The sequence below is a fragment of the Kribbella sp. VKM Ac-2571 genome (assembly GCF_004362255.1).
Lineage (GTDB): Bacteria > Actinomycetota > Actinomycetes > Propionibacteriales > Kribbellaceae > Kribbella > Kribbella pratensis.
Map to the genome: position 1 here is coordinate 143,807 of NZ_SNWS01000018.1, position 13,670 is coordinate 157,476.

Sequence of the window (13,670 nt, forward strand, 5' to 3'; positions counted from 1 at the left end):
GCGATCACTTCTGCCCGTACGCCGTACCGATCTGAACGGACGCTCTTCACGATGGCCAATCTGCTGTACCGGCTCGGCCGGTTCTCCTATCAGCGCAGGCGCCTGGTCGCCGCTCTCTGGGCACTGTTCCTCGTCGTTCTCGGCGTCGGTGCGCTGACGCTGGGCGGCAAGACCGCGAACACGTTCTCGATCCCGGGCACCGAATCGCAGCGCGCGCTCGACGCCCTGAAGCAGGAGCTGCCAGCCGCCAGCGGTGCGTCCGCCACGGTCGTGGTGAAGGCGCCCGACGGCAAGACGCTCGCCGACCCGACCGTGAAGGCCGCTGTCGGCGCCACCGTCGCCAAGGTCGCGAAGGTGCCCGAGGTGATCGCCGCGATCGACCCTTTCACCAGCAAGGCGATCAGCCCGGACGGTACGACGGGATTGATCAGCGTCCAGTTCGACAAGCCGGCCGACGAGCTGTCGCACGAGAGCAGCGACGGGTACGACGGATTGAGCGGACTCAGCTCGGGTGATCTCAAGGTGGTGCCGGGCGGACAGATCAAGGCCGGCGTACCGGAGATCGGTGCGACCGAGGTGCTCGGTGTGGCGGTCGCGGCCGTGGTACTGGTCGTCACGTTCGGATCGCTCGTGGCAGCCGGGATGACGCTGGTGACGGCGCTGCTCGGCGTCCTGGCCGGGATGGCCGGGTTGTTCATCGTGACCGCGTTCACCGACGTGTCGTCGACGGCGCCGATCCTGGCGCTGATGCTCGGACTCGCGGTGGGGATCGACTACTCGCTGTTCATCAGCTCGCGGCACCGGTCGCAGCTCGGCGAAGGCATGGAACCGGAGGAGTCGGTCGCACGAGCGACGGCGACGGCCGGGTCGGCGGTGTTGTTCGCCGGCGCGACCGTGGTGATCGCGCTCGCCGGCTTGTCCGTGGTCGGCGTACCGTTCCTGACCGCGATGGGCCTGGCAGCAGCGGCAACCGTGCTGACCGCCGTACTGGTGGCGCTGACGTTGCTGCCGGCACTGCTCGGGTTCGTGGGTAACCGGGTGCTGCCGCGGAAGCTGCGCAAGTCACCGGCCGCCGCGACTCACACGGAGGGCTTCGGTTTCCGGTGGGGCCGGTTGGTGACCCGGCTGCGAGTGCCGATCGTTGCTGTCGGCATCATCGGCTTGGGCTTGCTCGCGATCCCGGCGAAGGACATGCAGCTCGCACTCCCGGACGGCGCTTCGGCAGCGGCCGGGAGCAACCAGCGGGTCGCATACGACCTGACGGCCGCGGCGTTCGGCCCGGGCGCCAACGGGCCGCTCGTGGTTGTTGTGAAGAGCAACGACGCGGCGACGTCCAACGCCCTGGTGCAGCAGGTGCTGGGGAAGACGCAGGGCCTGCCGGATGTGGTGGCGGCGCAGCCGGCCGCGGCGAGTCAGGACGGTACGACGCGCTTGCTGCAGGTGATCCCGAAGAGCGGCCCGGCCAGCGAGGAAACCGCTGATCTCGTGAAGAACCTGCGGTCCGCGGTGCAGCCGCTCGCCAAGGGCGACGCGAGTATCTCGGTGACCGGGAACACGGCGGTCGGCGTGGACGTGTCGAACAAGTTGTCCGACGCGTTGCCGACATACCTGTTCGTCGTGATCGGGCTGTCGTTCCTGCTGTTGCTGCTGGCGTTCCGGTCGGTGCTGGTGCCGTTGAAGGCGACGCTCGGGTTCGTGCTGACGATCGGGGCGACGTTCGGGATCACGATCGCGGTGTTCCAGGAAGGGCATCTGGCGAGCCTGGTCGGGATCGACTCCCCCGGCCCGCTGGTGAGCTTCCTGCCGATCATCATGATGGGCATCCTGTTCGGGCTGGCGATGGACTACGAGGTGTTCATCGTGTCCCGGGTCCGGGAGGAGTTCGTGCACGGGCGGCACGCGAACGACGCCACCGTCCAGGGCCTCGGTCACGGTGCCCGCGTCGTCACCGCCGCGGCCCTGATCATGGCGTCGGTCTTCGCCGGCTTCATCCTCGTCGAGGACCCGATCATCAAGGCGATCGGCTTCGGCCTCACCATCGGCGTCCTGATCGACGCCTTCGTCGTCCGCATGACCCTGGTCCCCGCCATCCTCAGCCTCCTCGGCGACCGAGCCTGGTGGTTCCCGAAGTGGCTAGACCGGATCACCCCGCGCGTCGACATCGAGGGCGAGTCCCTGAAGGTCGCGGACGAACCCGAGCCCAGGCAACTGGCCGACGTCTCCTGAAATGCAACAGAGGGGCACCGGATCGGTGCCCCTCCAATGTCGGGCTGACAGGATTTGAACCTGCGGTCTTCTGGCCCCCAGCCAGACGCGTTACCAAACTACGCCACAGCCCGATGGACGCTCCGAAGAGCGAGCCGGGGTAAACCTTACCTCATCCGATCGGGTGTTTCGGACCGGGTTCGGTCAGCGTTTCTTGTTCTTCTGGCGGGCTCGGATCTGGACGTGGATCGGGCTGCCGACGAAGCCGAAGTCCTCGCGCAGGCGGCGTTCGATGAAGCGCTGGTACGACGCCTCGATCTGGCCGGAGGTGAAGATGGCGAAGGTTGGGGGCATCGTGGTCGCCTGCGTGCCGAAGAGGATCTTCGGCTGCTTGCCGGAGCGGACCGGGTGCGGATGGGCGGCGACCAGGCGGCCGAGGAAGGCGTTGAGCTGCCCGGTCGGGACGCGGGTCTGCCAGCCTTCCAGCGCGGCCTCGATGGCGGGCACCAGCCTGTCCATGTGCCAGCCGGTGAGCGCGCTGATGTTCACCCGCGGCGCCCAGCGGAACTGCACCAGGTCGCGGTCGATCTCGCGCTCCAGGTAGTAGCGGCGCTCCTCGTCCATCAGGTCCCACTTGTTGTACGCGATCACCAGCGCCTTGCCGGCTTCCTCGACCGCGTTCATGATCCGCAGGTCCTGCTCGGTGAGCGACTCCGAGGCGTCGATCACGACGACCACGACCTCGGCCCGCTCGATCGCCGCGTTGGTCCGCAGCGAGGCGTAGTACTCGTGCCCCTGGACGTTCTTCACCTTGCGCCGGATGCCCGCGGTGTCGATGAAGCGCCACTCCTGGCCGCCGAGCGTGATCAGCTCGTCGACCGGGTCCACCGTCGTACCGGCGACGTCGCTCACGACGACCCGGTCCTCCTTGGCGACCTTGTTGAGCAGCGAGGACTTGCCCACGTTCGGCTTGCCGACGATCGCGACCCGGCGCGGTCCGCCGACCTCGCCGTCGCGCTCGGCCGGTGCCTCCGGAAGTGCCGCGAGTACGGCGTCCAGCAAGTCGCCCGTACCGCGGCCGTGCATCCCGGACACCGGGTACGGCTCACCGATACCGAGGCTCCACAGGTTCATCGCCTCGGACTCGATGCGCTGGTCGTCGACCTTGTTCGCGGCCAGTACGACGGGCTTGCCGGACTTCCGCAGCACCCGGACGACGGCTTCGTCCGCGTCGGTGATACCGACCACGGCGTCGACCACGAACAGCACCGCGTCGGCCGCGTTGATCGCGACCTCCGCCTGGGCGGCGACCAGGGCGGCCATGCCGACCGCGTCCGGGTCCCAACCGCCGGTGTCGACGACCGTGAACTCGCGGCCGGCCCAGTTGGCGTCGTACGAGACGCGGTCCCGGGTGACGCCCGGGGTGTCCTCGACGACCGCCTCGCGGCGGCCGATGATGCGGTTGACCAGCGTGGACTTGCCCACGTTCGGCCGCCCGACGATCGCGAGCACGGGCAGCGGCCCGGTGTCTTCGCGGTCATGCGTCGGTGCTTCGGTGGGCAGGTCAGTCATCAGGGTCCTTCTGGTCTCGCCAGCCCGGAAGCGGGTGGCCGGTTTCGTCGACGGCCGCCTTCACATGGGCGCGCAACACGTCGCCGATGTGACCGGCGACCGCCTGTACGTCGGATTGTCTCCTGGGAAAGGGTACGCGCTCGACGGCGAAAGGCTCGCCGTACACCACGTCGACCCGGCTCCCGGCCGGCGGAAAGCCCTCCACGTCGCCCCCTGGGAGCCGCGTTCCGATCAGCGCGACGGGCAGGATCGGGGCCCCGGTCACCATCGCCAGGTACGCCACGCCGGTCCGGATCCGGCTGAAGTCGCCCGGGCCGCGGGTGCCCTCCGGGTAGATGTTCAGCACCCGGCCGTCCCGCAGTACCTGGATAGACTGCCGGATCGCGAGCACGTCGTACGTCGATCGGTCGACCGGGATCTGGCCGACCCGGCGCAGGATCGCCCCCTGGAGGCCGCCGAACGCCTCGATCTTGCCGAGCTGGTGCAGCATCCGCGGCGCGATCGCCCCGAGCAGCGGCCCGTCCAGCAGGCTCAGGTGGTTCGGCGCCATCAGCAGCGGACCGGTCCGCGGGAACCGGTCCTCGTGGTGGATGGTCAGCTTGTACTTACGGCGGAAGTAATACCTGGCAACCGCCCGCATCGGAAGCGCCAACCGGTACGGCAGCGCCGGGAGATCGTCCGTGCGGGGCAGGTCCTTGTGTCCGGTGACGTTCGCCGTCATGACTCCCGGCCCTGGGGAACGGTCTCCTTTGCGAGTCGGCTGATCACGTCGACGACCTCCTCCAGGCTCAAATGGGTGGAGTCGACGGTCACCGCGCCGTCCGAGGCGACCAGGAACTGCGAAACGGTGGCGTCGTCGGCGTCGCGGCGGACGATCTGGTCCCGCAGCTGCTCGGCGGTCACCGAACCGGACTCGAGCTCGGCGCCGCGCCGGGACATCCGCGCGTCCTGGTCGGCGGTCAGGTGGACCTTGAGCTCGGCATCGGTGGCGACCACGGTGGCGATGTCGCGGCCCTCGACCACGATCCCGCCGCCCGGCTGTCCGGGGTTCTGGGCCGAGTTCTGGGCGTCGTCGATGATCTCCCGCTGGCGCCGGATCAGCTCCTTGCGGACGTCCAGGTTGGTGGCGATCTTCGACACCACCGCGCTGATCCGCGGCTCCCGGATCGCGGCCGTCACGTCGGTCCCGTCGGCGATCACGAACTGATGGCCGGGGTCGGTGCTGATCTCCAGCTCGAGCTCCCGGGCACGCTGCGCGACCGCCGCCGTGTCGTCCAGGTCCAGCCCGCGGTCGACGGCCGACCAGGTCACCGCGCGGTACGTCGCACCGGTGTCCAGGTACCGCAGACCGAGGCGCGTGGCCACTCCACGCGCGGTGCTCGACTTACCGGAGCCGCTCGGCCCGTCAACAGCGATGATCATGCCCGAAGATTACCTTCGGCCGGGGACAACCTACCGGTGGACTACCCACCCGCGGTCGGTCAGGACCTCGACCAACTGGTCGACGGATCCCGGTTTCACGGCGAGCTCGACCTCACCGACCGGGCGACCCGGGCTGTGGTCGATGCGAAGGTCCTCGACGTTCGCGCCCGATTCGGCCGCGTCGGCGAACAGCCGGGCCAGCTGACCGGGCCGGTCCGGGATCGTGACGAGGACCGTGACCAGGTCGATGTGCGGCGTACCGTGCTTGCCCGGGACGCGGACCGCGCCAGACACGCCCTGGCCCAGGATGGCGGTCAGTTCGTCGGCCGCCTCTTCCTTGCCGAGGGCAACGAGCAGCCGGTCGAGCTCGCCGCGGATCTGCTCCAGCAGGCCGGTGAGCGCGGTCGAGTTCGCGGACACGATCTGGGTCCACAACCGGGGGTCGCCGGCCGCGATCCGGGTCACGTCGCGAACACCCTGGCCGGACAGTTCGAGATGGGAGGACGGCGCGTCCGCCAGCGTGCCCGCGGCGAGCGCCGACATCAGGTGCGGAAGGTGCGACACCCGGGCGACACCGAGGTCGTGATCCTCCACCGACAGCTCCACCGTCCGGGCACCACAGGCCTCGGCGAGCCGGCGTACGAGATCGACCGCTTCCGGAGCGCTCGTCGCGTGCGGGGTGATCGCCCAGGTCGCGCCGTCGAACAGGTCCGCGCGTGCGGCCAGTGGGCCGTTGCGCTCGGAGCCGGCCATCGGGTGACTACCGACGTACCGGCTGACGTCACCGGTCAGCCGGCGCGCATCGGTCAGGGGCTTGGACTTCACGCTCGCGGCATCGGTCACGACGGCGTTGGTCTGTGCGAGTTGCTCGGCCACCACGGCGCCGACGTGGTCCGGCGGTACGGCGACCACGACCAGCTGCGGTTCGATCTCGACCAGCCGCGAGCCGGCGCCGATCCGCTCGGCCATCAGCGCGTTGTCCAGGTTCCCGTCGACGAGCTCCACGACCACACCGAGCCGCGCCAGCGCCAGACCGATCGACGTACCGATCAAACCGGTGCCGACAACGCGAACCGGCCCGCGCAACTCACTCACTGCGCCACCCCCACTGCGCCACCCTCACTGCGCCGCGCTCACTGGGCGCCGGTCAAGTCCGGGCGGAGCGCGACGGCTCCGTGCAGGTAGACGTGCTGGATCTTGTCCCGGGACCGCGGCGTCTCGGTGTGCACCATCAGCCGCACCACCCGCGGCAGCGCATGCGGCACCGGGATCTCCTGCATGCACATCAGCGGTACGTCGGTCAGCCCGATCTGCCGGCCCGCGACCGCGGGAAACTCCGAACGCAGGTCCGACGTGACGGTGAACAGGATGCTGATCAGGTCCTCGTTCTCCAGATCGTTCGCCTCCAGGACCGCCTTCACCAGCTCCGCGGACCGCTCGAGCAGGTGCTCGCGCTCGTCCACGTCCAGCTGGGTGGCACCCCGGATCGCCCGTACCGCCACGTCCGCCTCCTTAGATCTTGTCCCCCAACCCTAGGCCAGAGTAGTCAAAGAGTGGACAGCCGTCTCAGCGGCGTCGACCGTCTGCTCCAGCAGCAGCGCGATCGTCATCGGCCCGACCCCGCCCGGGACGGGCGTGATCAGCCGGGCCACCTCGGCCGCCTCCGCGAAGTGCACGTCGCCGACGTTGCCCTCGTTGTACCCGGCGTCGACCACGACCGCGCCCGGCTTCAGCCAGTCGCCGCGGACGAAGTTCGCCTTGCCGACCGCGGCGATCACCACATCCGCGGTCCGGACCAGCTCGGGCAGGTCCCGGGTCCGGGAGTGCGCGTACGTGACGGTGGCGTTCGATGCCAGCAGCAACATGCCGGCCGGCTTACCGAGGATCGGGCTGCGGCCGATCACGACGGCGTGCGCCCCTTCGAGCGGTACGTCGTACGCCGCCAGCAGCCGCATGATCCCGCCGGGGGTGGCCGAGCGGAACCCGGGATCCCCGAACGCCATCGCCGCGAACGACCGCATCGTGACGCCGTCGACGTCCTTCGCGGGGTCGATCGCCTCGAACGCGGCCCGCTCGTCGATCTGCGCCGGTACCGGGTGCTGGAGCAGTATCCCGTGCACGGCCGGGTCGGCGGAGAGCTTGGTGATCTCCGCGACCAGCTCCTCCGTGGTCGTCTCGGCCGGAAGTACGACGCTCAGCGACGCGATCCCGGCCTTCTTCGAGCGGTTCTGCTTCATCCGCACGTACGTCGCCGACGCCGGGTCGTCACCGACCAGGACGGTCGCCAGACACGGCTGCACGCCGTACTGCTCCTGCAGGACCCGTGCCCGTTCGGCCGCCTTGGCGACCATGTCGGCGGCGAGGTCGGTCCCGATCATCAGTTCTGCGCTCATCGGCGCACTCCTCTGCGTCAGAAGTGTGCCCAGGCGCGCGGCGAAGCCGGATGGCAGACCGTTCCCCGGTGGTCGTCCACCTCAGCGCCAGTCGCGGTCCGCTGCCAGGATACCGGCCCGACCAGCTCGCCTGGATCCTTATGCGCGCTTGAGCTCGAGCACAGGGATGGTGCGGATACCCGCCGTACTGCGCTCGTAGTCGGCGAAGCCGGGATACCGCCGGGCCTGCTCGGCGTAGATCCGGTCGCGGTCGGCGCCGGTCACTTCCTTGACAATCACCTCGTAGGTCTCGGTCCCGCGTTCGACCGTGCCCTTGCCGGCGGCGGTGAGGTTGCGGTACCACTCCGGGTTCGTGGGGGCGCCACCCTTGCTCGCGAAAACGTAGATCAGGTCCGGATCGTTGTCGTCTGCGAGGTACATCGTCGGGGCGACGTACTCCTGCCCGCTCCGACGGCCGTAGTGGTGCAGCAGGACCATCGGCGCGCCCTCGAACTGGCCACCGACCTTGCCCTCGTTGTCCCGGAACTCGGTGATGATGTTGGCGTTCCAGTCGCTCATATCGATTCCTCCACAGATTGCTGGTTGCTAGAGCAAGCCTGCGTGGTCCAACGCGAGATAGGCGGCGTCGATTCCCGTCATCGCACCGGGTGTGCGCAGCTCGGCACGGAACGCGTCAAGGGACAGCTCCACCGGGACGCAGTCCTCGGTCTCGTCCAGTTGTTGTTTCCCGTCGGGGCGGCAGCCGCGGGCGATCGCGACGTACTTGCGGTACGTCGACGAGGCCGCCGACCACTGCCAGCCGACGACATCGAGCGACTCGCAGACGTAGCCGGTCTCTTCCTCGAGCTCCCGGACACCGGCCACCGCCGGGTCTTCGCCGGGCTCGACGTACCCACCCGGCAGGTTCGTGACGACGCGGTCCGGTCCGGCCCGGAACATCCGCACCGTGACGATCCGGCCCTCGGGTGTCAACGGCAGCACGGTCACACCGGACGTGATGCCGGCATCGGACTTCGGGCCGAGCACGTCCCAATCGACCTCGCGCCCGTCAGGCATCCGGTACCGGCGCAGGTTCACGCTCAGGAACCGGTGAAAGCCCGGCTCCTCCCCCAGCAGTTCCCAGGGCGCCGGGTCGGCCGGCCGAGACGGCTCAGCCGCCACCTTGTCGGTAGCGGCTGAGTTCTCGATCTGGTCCGTCACAGCGGACGGTCGTCGTCCGAGTCTTCCGGCGGCGCCACCGGTGCGTCGTCCGCCGGCGGCGCGACTGGAGTGTCAGCCGTCGACGACTCACCGGAGTCACTCGCGTCACTCGCGTCCGAACCCGGGTCCGGCTCCGATTTCGCGTCCACCGCCGGGCTGGACTCGCTCAGGATGCCGGCCAAGGACTCCTCGGAGATGCGCTTGAACTTGCGCATCTGGGTCCGGGTCCGGTCCAGGACCGCGACCTCGAGCTGGTCCGGGGTGAGCTCCCGGATCTCGGTGCTGTCGTGGCCGAGCGCGTCCACTGCCAGCCGGACCGCGCCGGCCAGCGAGATGCCGTCGTTGTAGTGCTCGCCGATGTATTCCGCGACCGTGTCCGCGGCGCCGCCCATCACGGCGTAACCGCGGACGTCCGCGATCGAGCCGTCGTAGGTGAGCCGGTAGATCTGGTCGTCGGCCGGGCCGGCGCCGATCTCGGCGACCAGGATCTCCACCTCGAGCGGCTTCTCGCCGCCGGAGGAGAAGATCGCGCCGAGGGTCTGCGCATACGCGTTGGCCAGCGCCCGGCCGGTGACGTCGCGCCGGTCGTAGGAGTACCCGCGCATGTCGGCGAGCCGGACGCCGGCGATCCGCAGGTTCTCGAACTCGTTGTACCGGCCGACGGCGGCGAACGCCATCCGGTCGTAGATCTCGGCCACCTTGTGCAGGGCGGGCGAGCGGTTCTCGGCCACGAACAGGATGCCGTCGGCGTACTGCAGCGCGATCGCGCTGCGGCCCTTGGCGATGCCCTTCCGGGCGAAGTCGGCCCGGTCCCGCATCAGCTGCTCGGGCGAGACGTAGAACGGAACGCTCATCGAAGGTGTCGTCCTCTAATCAGTCGATCGGGCATGATCATCGAGATGGTCAGGTCAGGGACGCCGCGGCCGGGCCGTCGGGACGCTCGTGGCGCTGGGCCCAGGCGGCGTCGACGAGCGCCGCCACCTCGTCCGCCGGCAGCCGCCGGTAGCCGTCCGCGGTGACCACGCCGATCACCGGGAAGATCCGGCGCAACATGTCCGGACCGCCGGTCGCCGAGTCGTCGTCGGCCGCGTCGATCAGCGACTGGATCGCCACCGTCGCGCAGTCGGTCTCGGACAGGTCCTCGCGGTACAGCTTCTTCAGCGCGCCGCGGGCGAACAGCGAGCCCGAACCGACGCTGTAGAAGTGGGTCTCCTCGTACCGCCCGCCGGTCGGGTCGTAGGAGAAGATCCGGCCGCCCTTGATGTCGGGGTCGTAGCCCGCGAACAGCGGCACCACGGTCAGGCCCTGCATGGCCATCGGCAGGTTGCCGCGGATCAGCGCGCTGAGCCGGTTGGCCTTGCCGTCGAGGCTGAGGGTGGCGCCCTCGAGCTTCTCGTAGTGCTCCAGCTCGACCTGGAACAGCCGGACCATCTCGATCCCGAAGCCGGCCGATCCGGCGAACGCGACCGCCGAGTACTCGTCGGCGGGGAACACCTTCTCGATGTCACGCTGGGCGATGATGTTGCCCATCGTGGCCCGCCGGTCGCCGGCCATGATCACGCCACCGGGGAAGGTGGCGGCCACGATCGTCGTACCGTGCGGGACTTCGCTGGACAGGTCGCCCTGCCCCAGGGACCGTCGTCCGGGCAACAGGTCGGGCGCGTGCCCGGCCAGGAAGTCCATGAACGACGAGCCGCCTGGGGTCAGGAAGGCTTCCGGCAGCCGGCCGGAGGCATCAGATGTCATCGAGCGGTTCACTCCCCACCCTTTTGCACGAATCCGCGGACGAACTCCTCGGCGTTCTCCTCGAGGACCTCGTCGATCTCGTCCAGGATCGAGTCGACGTCCTCGTCGAGCCGCTCTTTCCGCTCCTGGACGTCCTCCGACGCCTCGACCTGCTCGACCTCTTCCTCGGTCGACGAACGCTTCGGCTGCTTGTGCTGCTGACCGCCGTCCTTCGCCATGGCACACCTCCTAGAACCGCTGGGAGGGCCGCCCAACCGACCCTCACTAGCGACCCTACCCGGCGGCACCCCCAGTAATGGTGCGAACCAGGTCACTTGCGGTGTCGCATTGGTCAAGAAGTGCCCCGACATGCGCTTTCGTGCCCCGCAGCGGGTCCAGTGTCGGGATCCGCTGGAGCGACTCCTTACCGGGCAGATCGAAGATCACGGAGTCCCAGGAGGCGGCCGCGACCTGCGGCGCGTACTGCTGCATGCAGCGGCCGCGGAAGTACGCCCGGGTGTCGGTCGGCGGGTGCGCGACGGCCATCCGGATCTCCTCGTCGGAGACGATCCGCTGCATCCTGCCGGTTTTCACCAACTTGTAATACAGGCCCTTGTCCGGGCGCAGGTCGGCGTACTGCAGGTCGATCAGGTGCAGCTTCGAGTCGTCCCACTCGAGGCCGTCGCGGTCGCGGTACGACTGGAGCAGTTTGTACTTCGCGACCCAGTCGAGCTGGTCGGACAGCTTCATCGGGTCGATGGCGAGCTGGTCGAGCACCTGCTCCCAGCGGTGCAGCACGTCCTTGGTCTGCCGGTCCGCGTCGTCGCCGTACTTGTCCTCGACGTACTTGCGGGCCTGCGCCAGGTACTCCGTCTGCAGCTGGACGGCGGTGATCTTGCGGCCGTCCTTGAGCGTCAGCAGGTGCGTGCAGGAGGGGTCGTGGCTGACCTCGTGCAGCGCGGTCACCGGCCGGTCGACGCTGAGATCGTCGGTCAGCCAGCCGTCCTCGATCATTGCCAGCACCAGCGACGTCGTCCCGACCTTCAGGTACGTCGAGATCTCGGACAGGTTCGCGTCGCCGATGATCACGTGCAGCCGGCGGTAGCGGTCCGGGTTCGCGTGCGGTTCGTCGCGGGTGTTGATGATCGGCCGCTTCAGCGTCGTCTCCAGGCCGACCTCGACCTCGAAGTAGTCGGCCCGCTGGCTGATCTGGAAGCCGTGCGCCGCGCCGTCCTGGCCGATCCCGACCCGGCCGGCGCCGGTCACCACCTGACGGCTCACGAAGAACGGCGTCAGGTGCCGCACGATCGACGCGAACGGCGTCGACCGCCGCATCAGGTAGTTCTCGTGCGAACCGTACGACGCGCCCTTGTTGTCGGTGTTGTTCTTGTAGAGGTTCAGCTGCGGCGCCCCGGGAATCAGCCGGGCCTGCCGCGCGCCCTCCATGATCACCAGCTCGCCGGCCTTGTCCCACACCACCGCGTCCCGCGGGTTCGTCGTCTCGGGCGCGGAGTACTCCGGGTGGGCGTGGTCGACGTACAGCCGGGCGCCGTTGGTGAGGATCACGTTCGCCAGGCCGGTCTCCTCGTCGGTGAGCTGGCTGGAGTCGGCCACCTCCCGGCTGAGATCGAACCCGCGCGCGTCCCGCAGCGGGTGCTCCTCGTCGAAGTCCCACCGGGTCTTGCGCGCGAGCGGCTGTGTCTGCGCGTACCCGTTCACCACCTGGCTCGAGGTCAGCATCGGGTTCGCCCCGGGCTGCCCCGGCACCGAGATCCCGAACTCGGTCTCGGTACCCATGATCCGCCGAACACTCATGCAGCCGAGCCTACGCGGTACCAGCGACTAAAGGGGGTTGCTGTATCCACAGGGTTATCTGTGAGACTGCGCGGGTGGACGAGATGGTGGCGATTCTGGACGAGGACAACCAGGTCACGGGGGCGGTGCCACGGTCTGTGATGCGGCGCGACAACCTGCGTCACTCCGCGACGGGTGTCGTCGTCCTCAACTCCGCCGGGCAGCTCTACGTGCATCGGCGGACGCCGACGAAGGACGTCTATCCGGGACGGTACGACTTCGCTGCGGGTGGGGTCGTCGCGGCCGGTGAGGACCCGTTCCATGCCGTCGTACGGGAACTGGACGAGGAGCTCGGGATCTCCGGCGTGGAGCTGACCCGGTTACCGGAGGACGACTACGCCGACGAGAACACGCGGTACCACGCGTACCTGTACACGTGTGTCTGGGACGGCCCCGTGCGGCATCAGCCGGAAGAGGTCGCCTGGGGCGCGTGGATGTCGCCGGCCGAGCTCGTGGCCAAGTTCGACGAGTGGTTGTTCATGCCGGACACCGTGGCGTTGCTCGGGCCGTACGTCCGGAGCTTGGTATGACAATCGTCGAGGGGTGGGACAGCCACGCCTGGATGGACGGACCGTGGATCCACCGGGCACCGCGTCGCCCGGAGGTGCGCCCGCGGCTGCTCGCCGAGGCGACGCTGCTCCCCTGGCTCGCGCCCCAGCTCCCGCTACCGATCCCGGTACCTGAGCTGACAACCGACGGCGTACGCCACCTGCTGCTCCCCGGCGAACCGTTCACCGACGGCAGCATCGAGACCGGCCGGGCGCTGGGTGCCTTCCTGAAGGCGTTGCACGCGGTCGACAGCACAGAAGCCGTGGCGTACGGCGCATTGGACGCAGCGACCGCTACAGCCGAGAAGACCGCCTTTCTGGGCGAGTGCCGCGACCAGATCGTGCCGTTGCTCCCGCCAGAGGCGCGGACCACAGCGGTCGAGCTGCTGGACCGCGTCGCGAACGTCAGAACGGCCTTGGTGCACTGCGACTTCGGTCCGGACCACATCCTGATGACCGACGAACAGATCACCGGGATCATCGACTGGACCGACGCCGTCATCGGCGACCCTGCCCTCGACCTCTGCTGGCCCCTCAACGGCGCACCTGCCCCGGTCGCCGCCGGCCTCGTCGAGGTCTACCAACCCAGCCCCGACCAGGTCGAACGCGCCCACGACTGGGCCCGCCTCTCCCCCTGGTACGGCGCCCACCGCGGCCTGCTACTGGACGTTCCCGACGACGTCAGCGACGGATTGCGCGACATACTCCAAGCGCTCTGATGCAACCATCGGGCCGGTGACCGGTCATTAGC

Annotated in this window: 15 protein-coding genes, 1 tRNA gene and 1 riboswitch; of the genes, 3 read left to right on the plus strand and 13 right to left on the minus strand. The window is 69.0% G+C overall.

Annotated features, from left to right (window positions below; translation table 11 throughout):
* Positions 1-51: 51 nt before the first annotated feature.
* Entirely contained in the window at positions 52-2,226 is a 2,175-nt protein-coding gene (locus EV651_RS32720) for an MMPL family transporter (RefSeq protein ID WP_133789132.1), read from the plus strand.
* Positions 2,227-2,265: 39 nt separating this feature from the next.
* On the opposite strand, the gene EV651_RS32725 is transcribed toward EV651_RS32720, so the two are convergent.
* The 13 genes from EV651_RS32725 to dop all read right to left on the minus strand — a co-directional run bounded on the left by EV651_RS32725 (position 2,266) and on the right by dop (position 12,332).
* Positions 2,266-2,339, minus strand: a tRNA-Pro gene (locus EV651_RS32725).
* A 70-nt stretch (positions 2,340-2,409) separates the two neighbouring features.
* Complete coding sequence (gene der / locus EV651_RS32730; protein ID WP_133789133.1) at positions 2,410-3,777, minus strand: ribosome biogenesis GTPase Der; 1,368 nt, start codon at positions 3,775-3,777, stop codon at positions 2,410-2,412.
* A complete protein-coding gene (locus EV651_RS32735; RefSeq protein WP_133789134.1) occupies positions 3,770-4,498 on the minus strand; it encodes a 1-acyl-sn-glycerol-3-phosphate acyltransferase in 729 nt (242 codons plus the stop codon). The genes der and EV651_RS32735 overlap by 8 nt, the downstream gene beginning before the upstream one ends.
* Positions 4,495-5,199 carry a (d)CMP kinase gene (gene cmk / locus EV651_RS32740; RefSeq protein ID WP_133789135.1) on the minus strand — a complete coding sequence of 235 codons (705 nt, stop codon included), beginning with the start codon at positions 5,197-5,199 and terminating at the stop codon, positions 4,495-4,497. Before cmk ends, EV651_RS32735 begins: the two co-directional genes overlap by 4 nt.
* 30 nt (positions 5,200-5,229) lie before the next feature.
* On the minus strand, positions 5,230-6,294 hold the full coding sequence (locus EV651_RS32745) for a prephenate dehydrogenase (RefSeq protein ID WP_133789136.1): 1,065 nt from the start codon (positions 6,292-6,294) through the stop codon (positions 5,230-5,232).
* A 38-nt stretch (positions 6,295-6,332) separates the two neighbouring features.
* Positions 6,333-6,701: a chorismate mutase gene (gene aroH, locus EV651_RS32750; RefSeq protein WP_130385491.1), complete on the minus strand. Its 369-nt coding sequence runs from the start codon at positions 6,699-6,701 to the stop codon at positions 6,333-6,335.
* 30 nt (positions 6,702-6,731) lie between these two features.
* Positions 6,732-7,592, minus strand: a complete 861-nt coding sequence (locus tag EV651_RS32755; protein WP_133789137.1) for a bifunctional 5,10-methylenetetrahydrofolate dehydrogenase/5,10-methenyltetrahydrofolate cyclohydrolase — start codon at positions 7,590-7,592, stop codon at positions 6,732-6,734.
* Positions 7,593-7,612: 20 nt separating this feature from the next.
* Positions 7,613-7,697: riboswitch (ZMP/ZTP riboswitch) on the minus strand.
* A gap of 33 nt (positions 7,698-7,730) precedes the next feature.
* Positions 7,731-8,150 (minus strand): nitroreductase family deazaflavin-dependent oxidoreductase, encoded by a 420-nt coding sequence (locus EV651_RS32760; RefSeq protein ID WP_133789138.1) that lies wholly within the window; start codon positions 8,148-8,150, stop codon positions 7,731-7,733.
* Positions 8,151-8,177: 27 nt separating this feature from the next.
* A complete protein-coding gene (locus EV651_RS32765; protein WP_133789139.1) occupies positions 8,178-8,792 on the minus strand; it encodes an NUDIX hydrolase in 615 nt (204 codons plus the stop codon).
* Positions 8,789-9,646 carry a proteasome subunit alpha gene (prcA, locus tag EV651_RS32770; protein WP_133789140.1) on the minus strand — a complete coding sequence of 286 codons (858 nt, stop codon included), beginning with the start codon at positions 9,644-9,646 and terminating at the stop codon, positions 8,789-8,791. The genes EV651_RS32765 and prcA overlap by 4 nt, the downstream gene beginning before the upstream one ends.
* A 49-nt stretch (positions 9,647-9,695) precedes the next feature.
* Positions 9,696-10,538, minus strand: a complete 843-nt coding sequence (prcB, locus tag EV651_RS32775; protein WP_133789141.1) for a proteasome subunit beta — start codon at positions 10,536-10,538, stop codon at positions 9,696-9,698.
* Positions 10,539-10,546: 8 nt separating this feature from the next.
* Entirely contained in the window at positions 10,547-10,756 is a 210-nt protein-coding gene (locus EV651_RS32780; protein WP_130448384.1) for a ubiquitin-like protein Pup, read from the minus strand.
* Between the two features lie 55 nt (positions 10,757-10,811).
* The gene (dop, locus tag EV651_RS32785; protein ID WP_133789142.1) at positions 10,812-12,332 is read right to left on the minus strand and encodes a depupylase/deamidase Dop; all 1,521 of its coding nucleotides are present in this window, start codon (positions 12,330-12,332) and stop codon (positions 10,812-10,814) included.
* A gap of 83 nt (positions 12,333-12,415) precedes the next feature.
* On the opposite strand from dop, the gene EV651_RS32790 reads away from it, so the two are divergent.
* Entirely contained in the window at positions 12,416-12,901 is a 486-nt protein-coding gene (locus EV651_RS32790; RefSeq protein WP_238157340.1) for an NUDIX hydrolase, read from the plus strand.
* On the plus strand, positions 12,898-13,638 hold the full coding sequence (locus EV651_RS32795) for a phosphotransferase family protein (RefSeq protein WP_133789144.1): 741 nt from the start codon (positions 12,898-12,900) through the stop codon (positions 13,636-13,638). Before EV651_RS32790 ends, EV651_RS32795 begins: the two co-directional genes overlap by 4 nt.
* Positions 13,639-13,670 lie beyond the last annotated feature (32 nt).

Coding starts and splice junctions, on each gene's coding strand:
- EV651_RS32720 (WP_133789132.1), top strand. CDS start 52: ATGGCCAATCTGCTGTACCGGCTCGGCCGGTTCTCCTATCAGCGCAGG.
- EV651_RS32790 (WP_238157340.1), top strand. CDS start 12,416: ATGGTGGCGATTCTGGACGAGGACAACCAGGTCACGGGGGCGGTGCCA.
- dop (WP_133789142.1), bottom strand. CDS start 12,332: ATGAGTGTTCGGCGGATCATGGGTACCGAGACCGAGTTCGGGATCTCG.
- prcA (WP_133789140.1), bottom strand. CDS start 9,646: ATGAGCGTTCCGTTCTACGTCTCGCCCGAGCAGCTGATGCGGGACCGG.
- EV651_RS32760 (WP_133789138.1), bottom strand. CDS start 8,150: ATGAGCGACTGGAACGCCAACATCATCACCGAGTTCCGGGACAACGAG.
- EV651_RS32795 (WP_133789144.1), top strand. CDS start 12,898: ATGACAATCGTCGAGGGGTGGGACAGCCACGCCTGGATGGACGGACCG.
- cmk (WP_133789135.1), bottom strand. CDS start 5,199: ATGATCATCGCTGTTGACGGGCCGAGCGGCTCCGGTAAGTCGAGCACC.
- EV651_RS32755 (WP_133789137.1), bottom strand. CDS start 7,592: ATGAGCGCAGAACTGATGATCGGGACCGACCTCGCCGCCGACATGGTC.
- EV651_RS32780 (WP_130448384.1), bottom strand. CDS start 10,756: ATGGCGAAGGACGGCGGTCAGCAGCACAAGCAGCCGAAGCGTTCGTCG.
- EV651_RS32735 (WP_133789134.1), bottom strand. CDS start 4,498: ATGACGGCGAACGTCACCGGACACAAGGACCTGCCCCGCACGGACGAT.
- der (WP_133789133.1), bottom strand. CDS start 3,777: ATGACTGACCTGCCCACCGAAGCACCGACGCATGACCGCGAAGACACC.
- prcB (WP_133789141.1), bottom strand. CDS start 10,538: ATGACATCTGATGCCTCCGGCCGGCTGCCGGAAGCCTTCCTGACCCCA.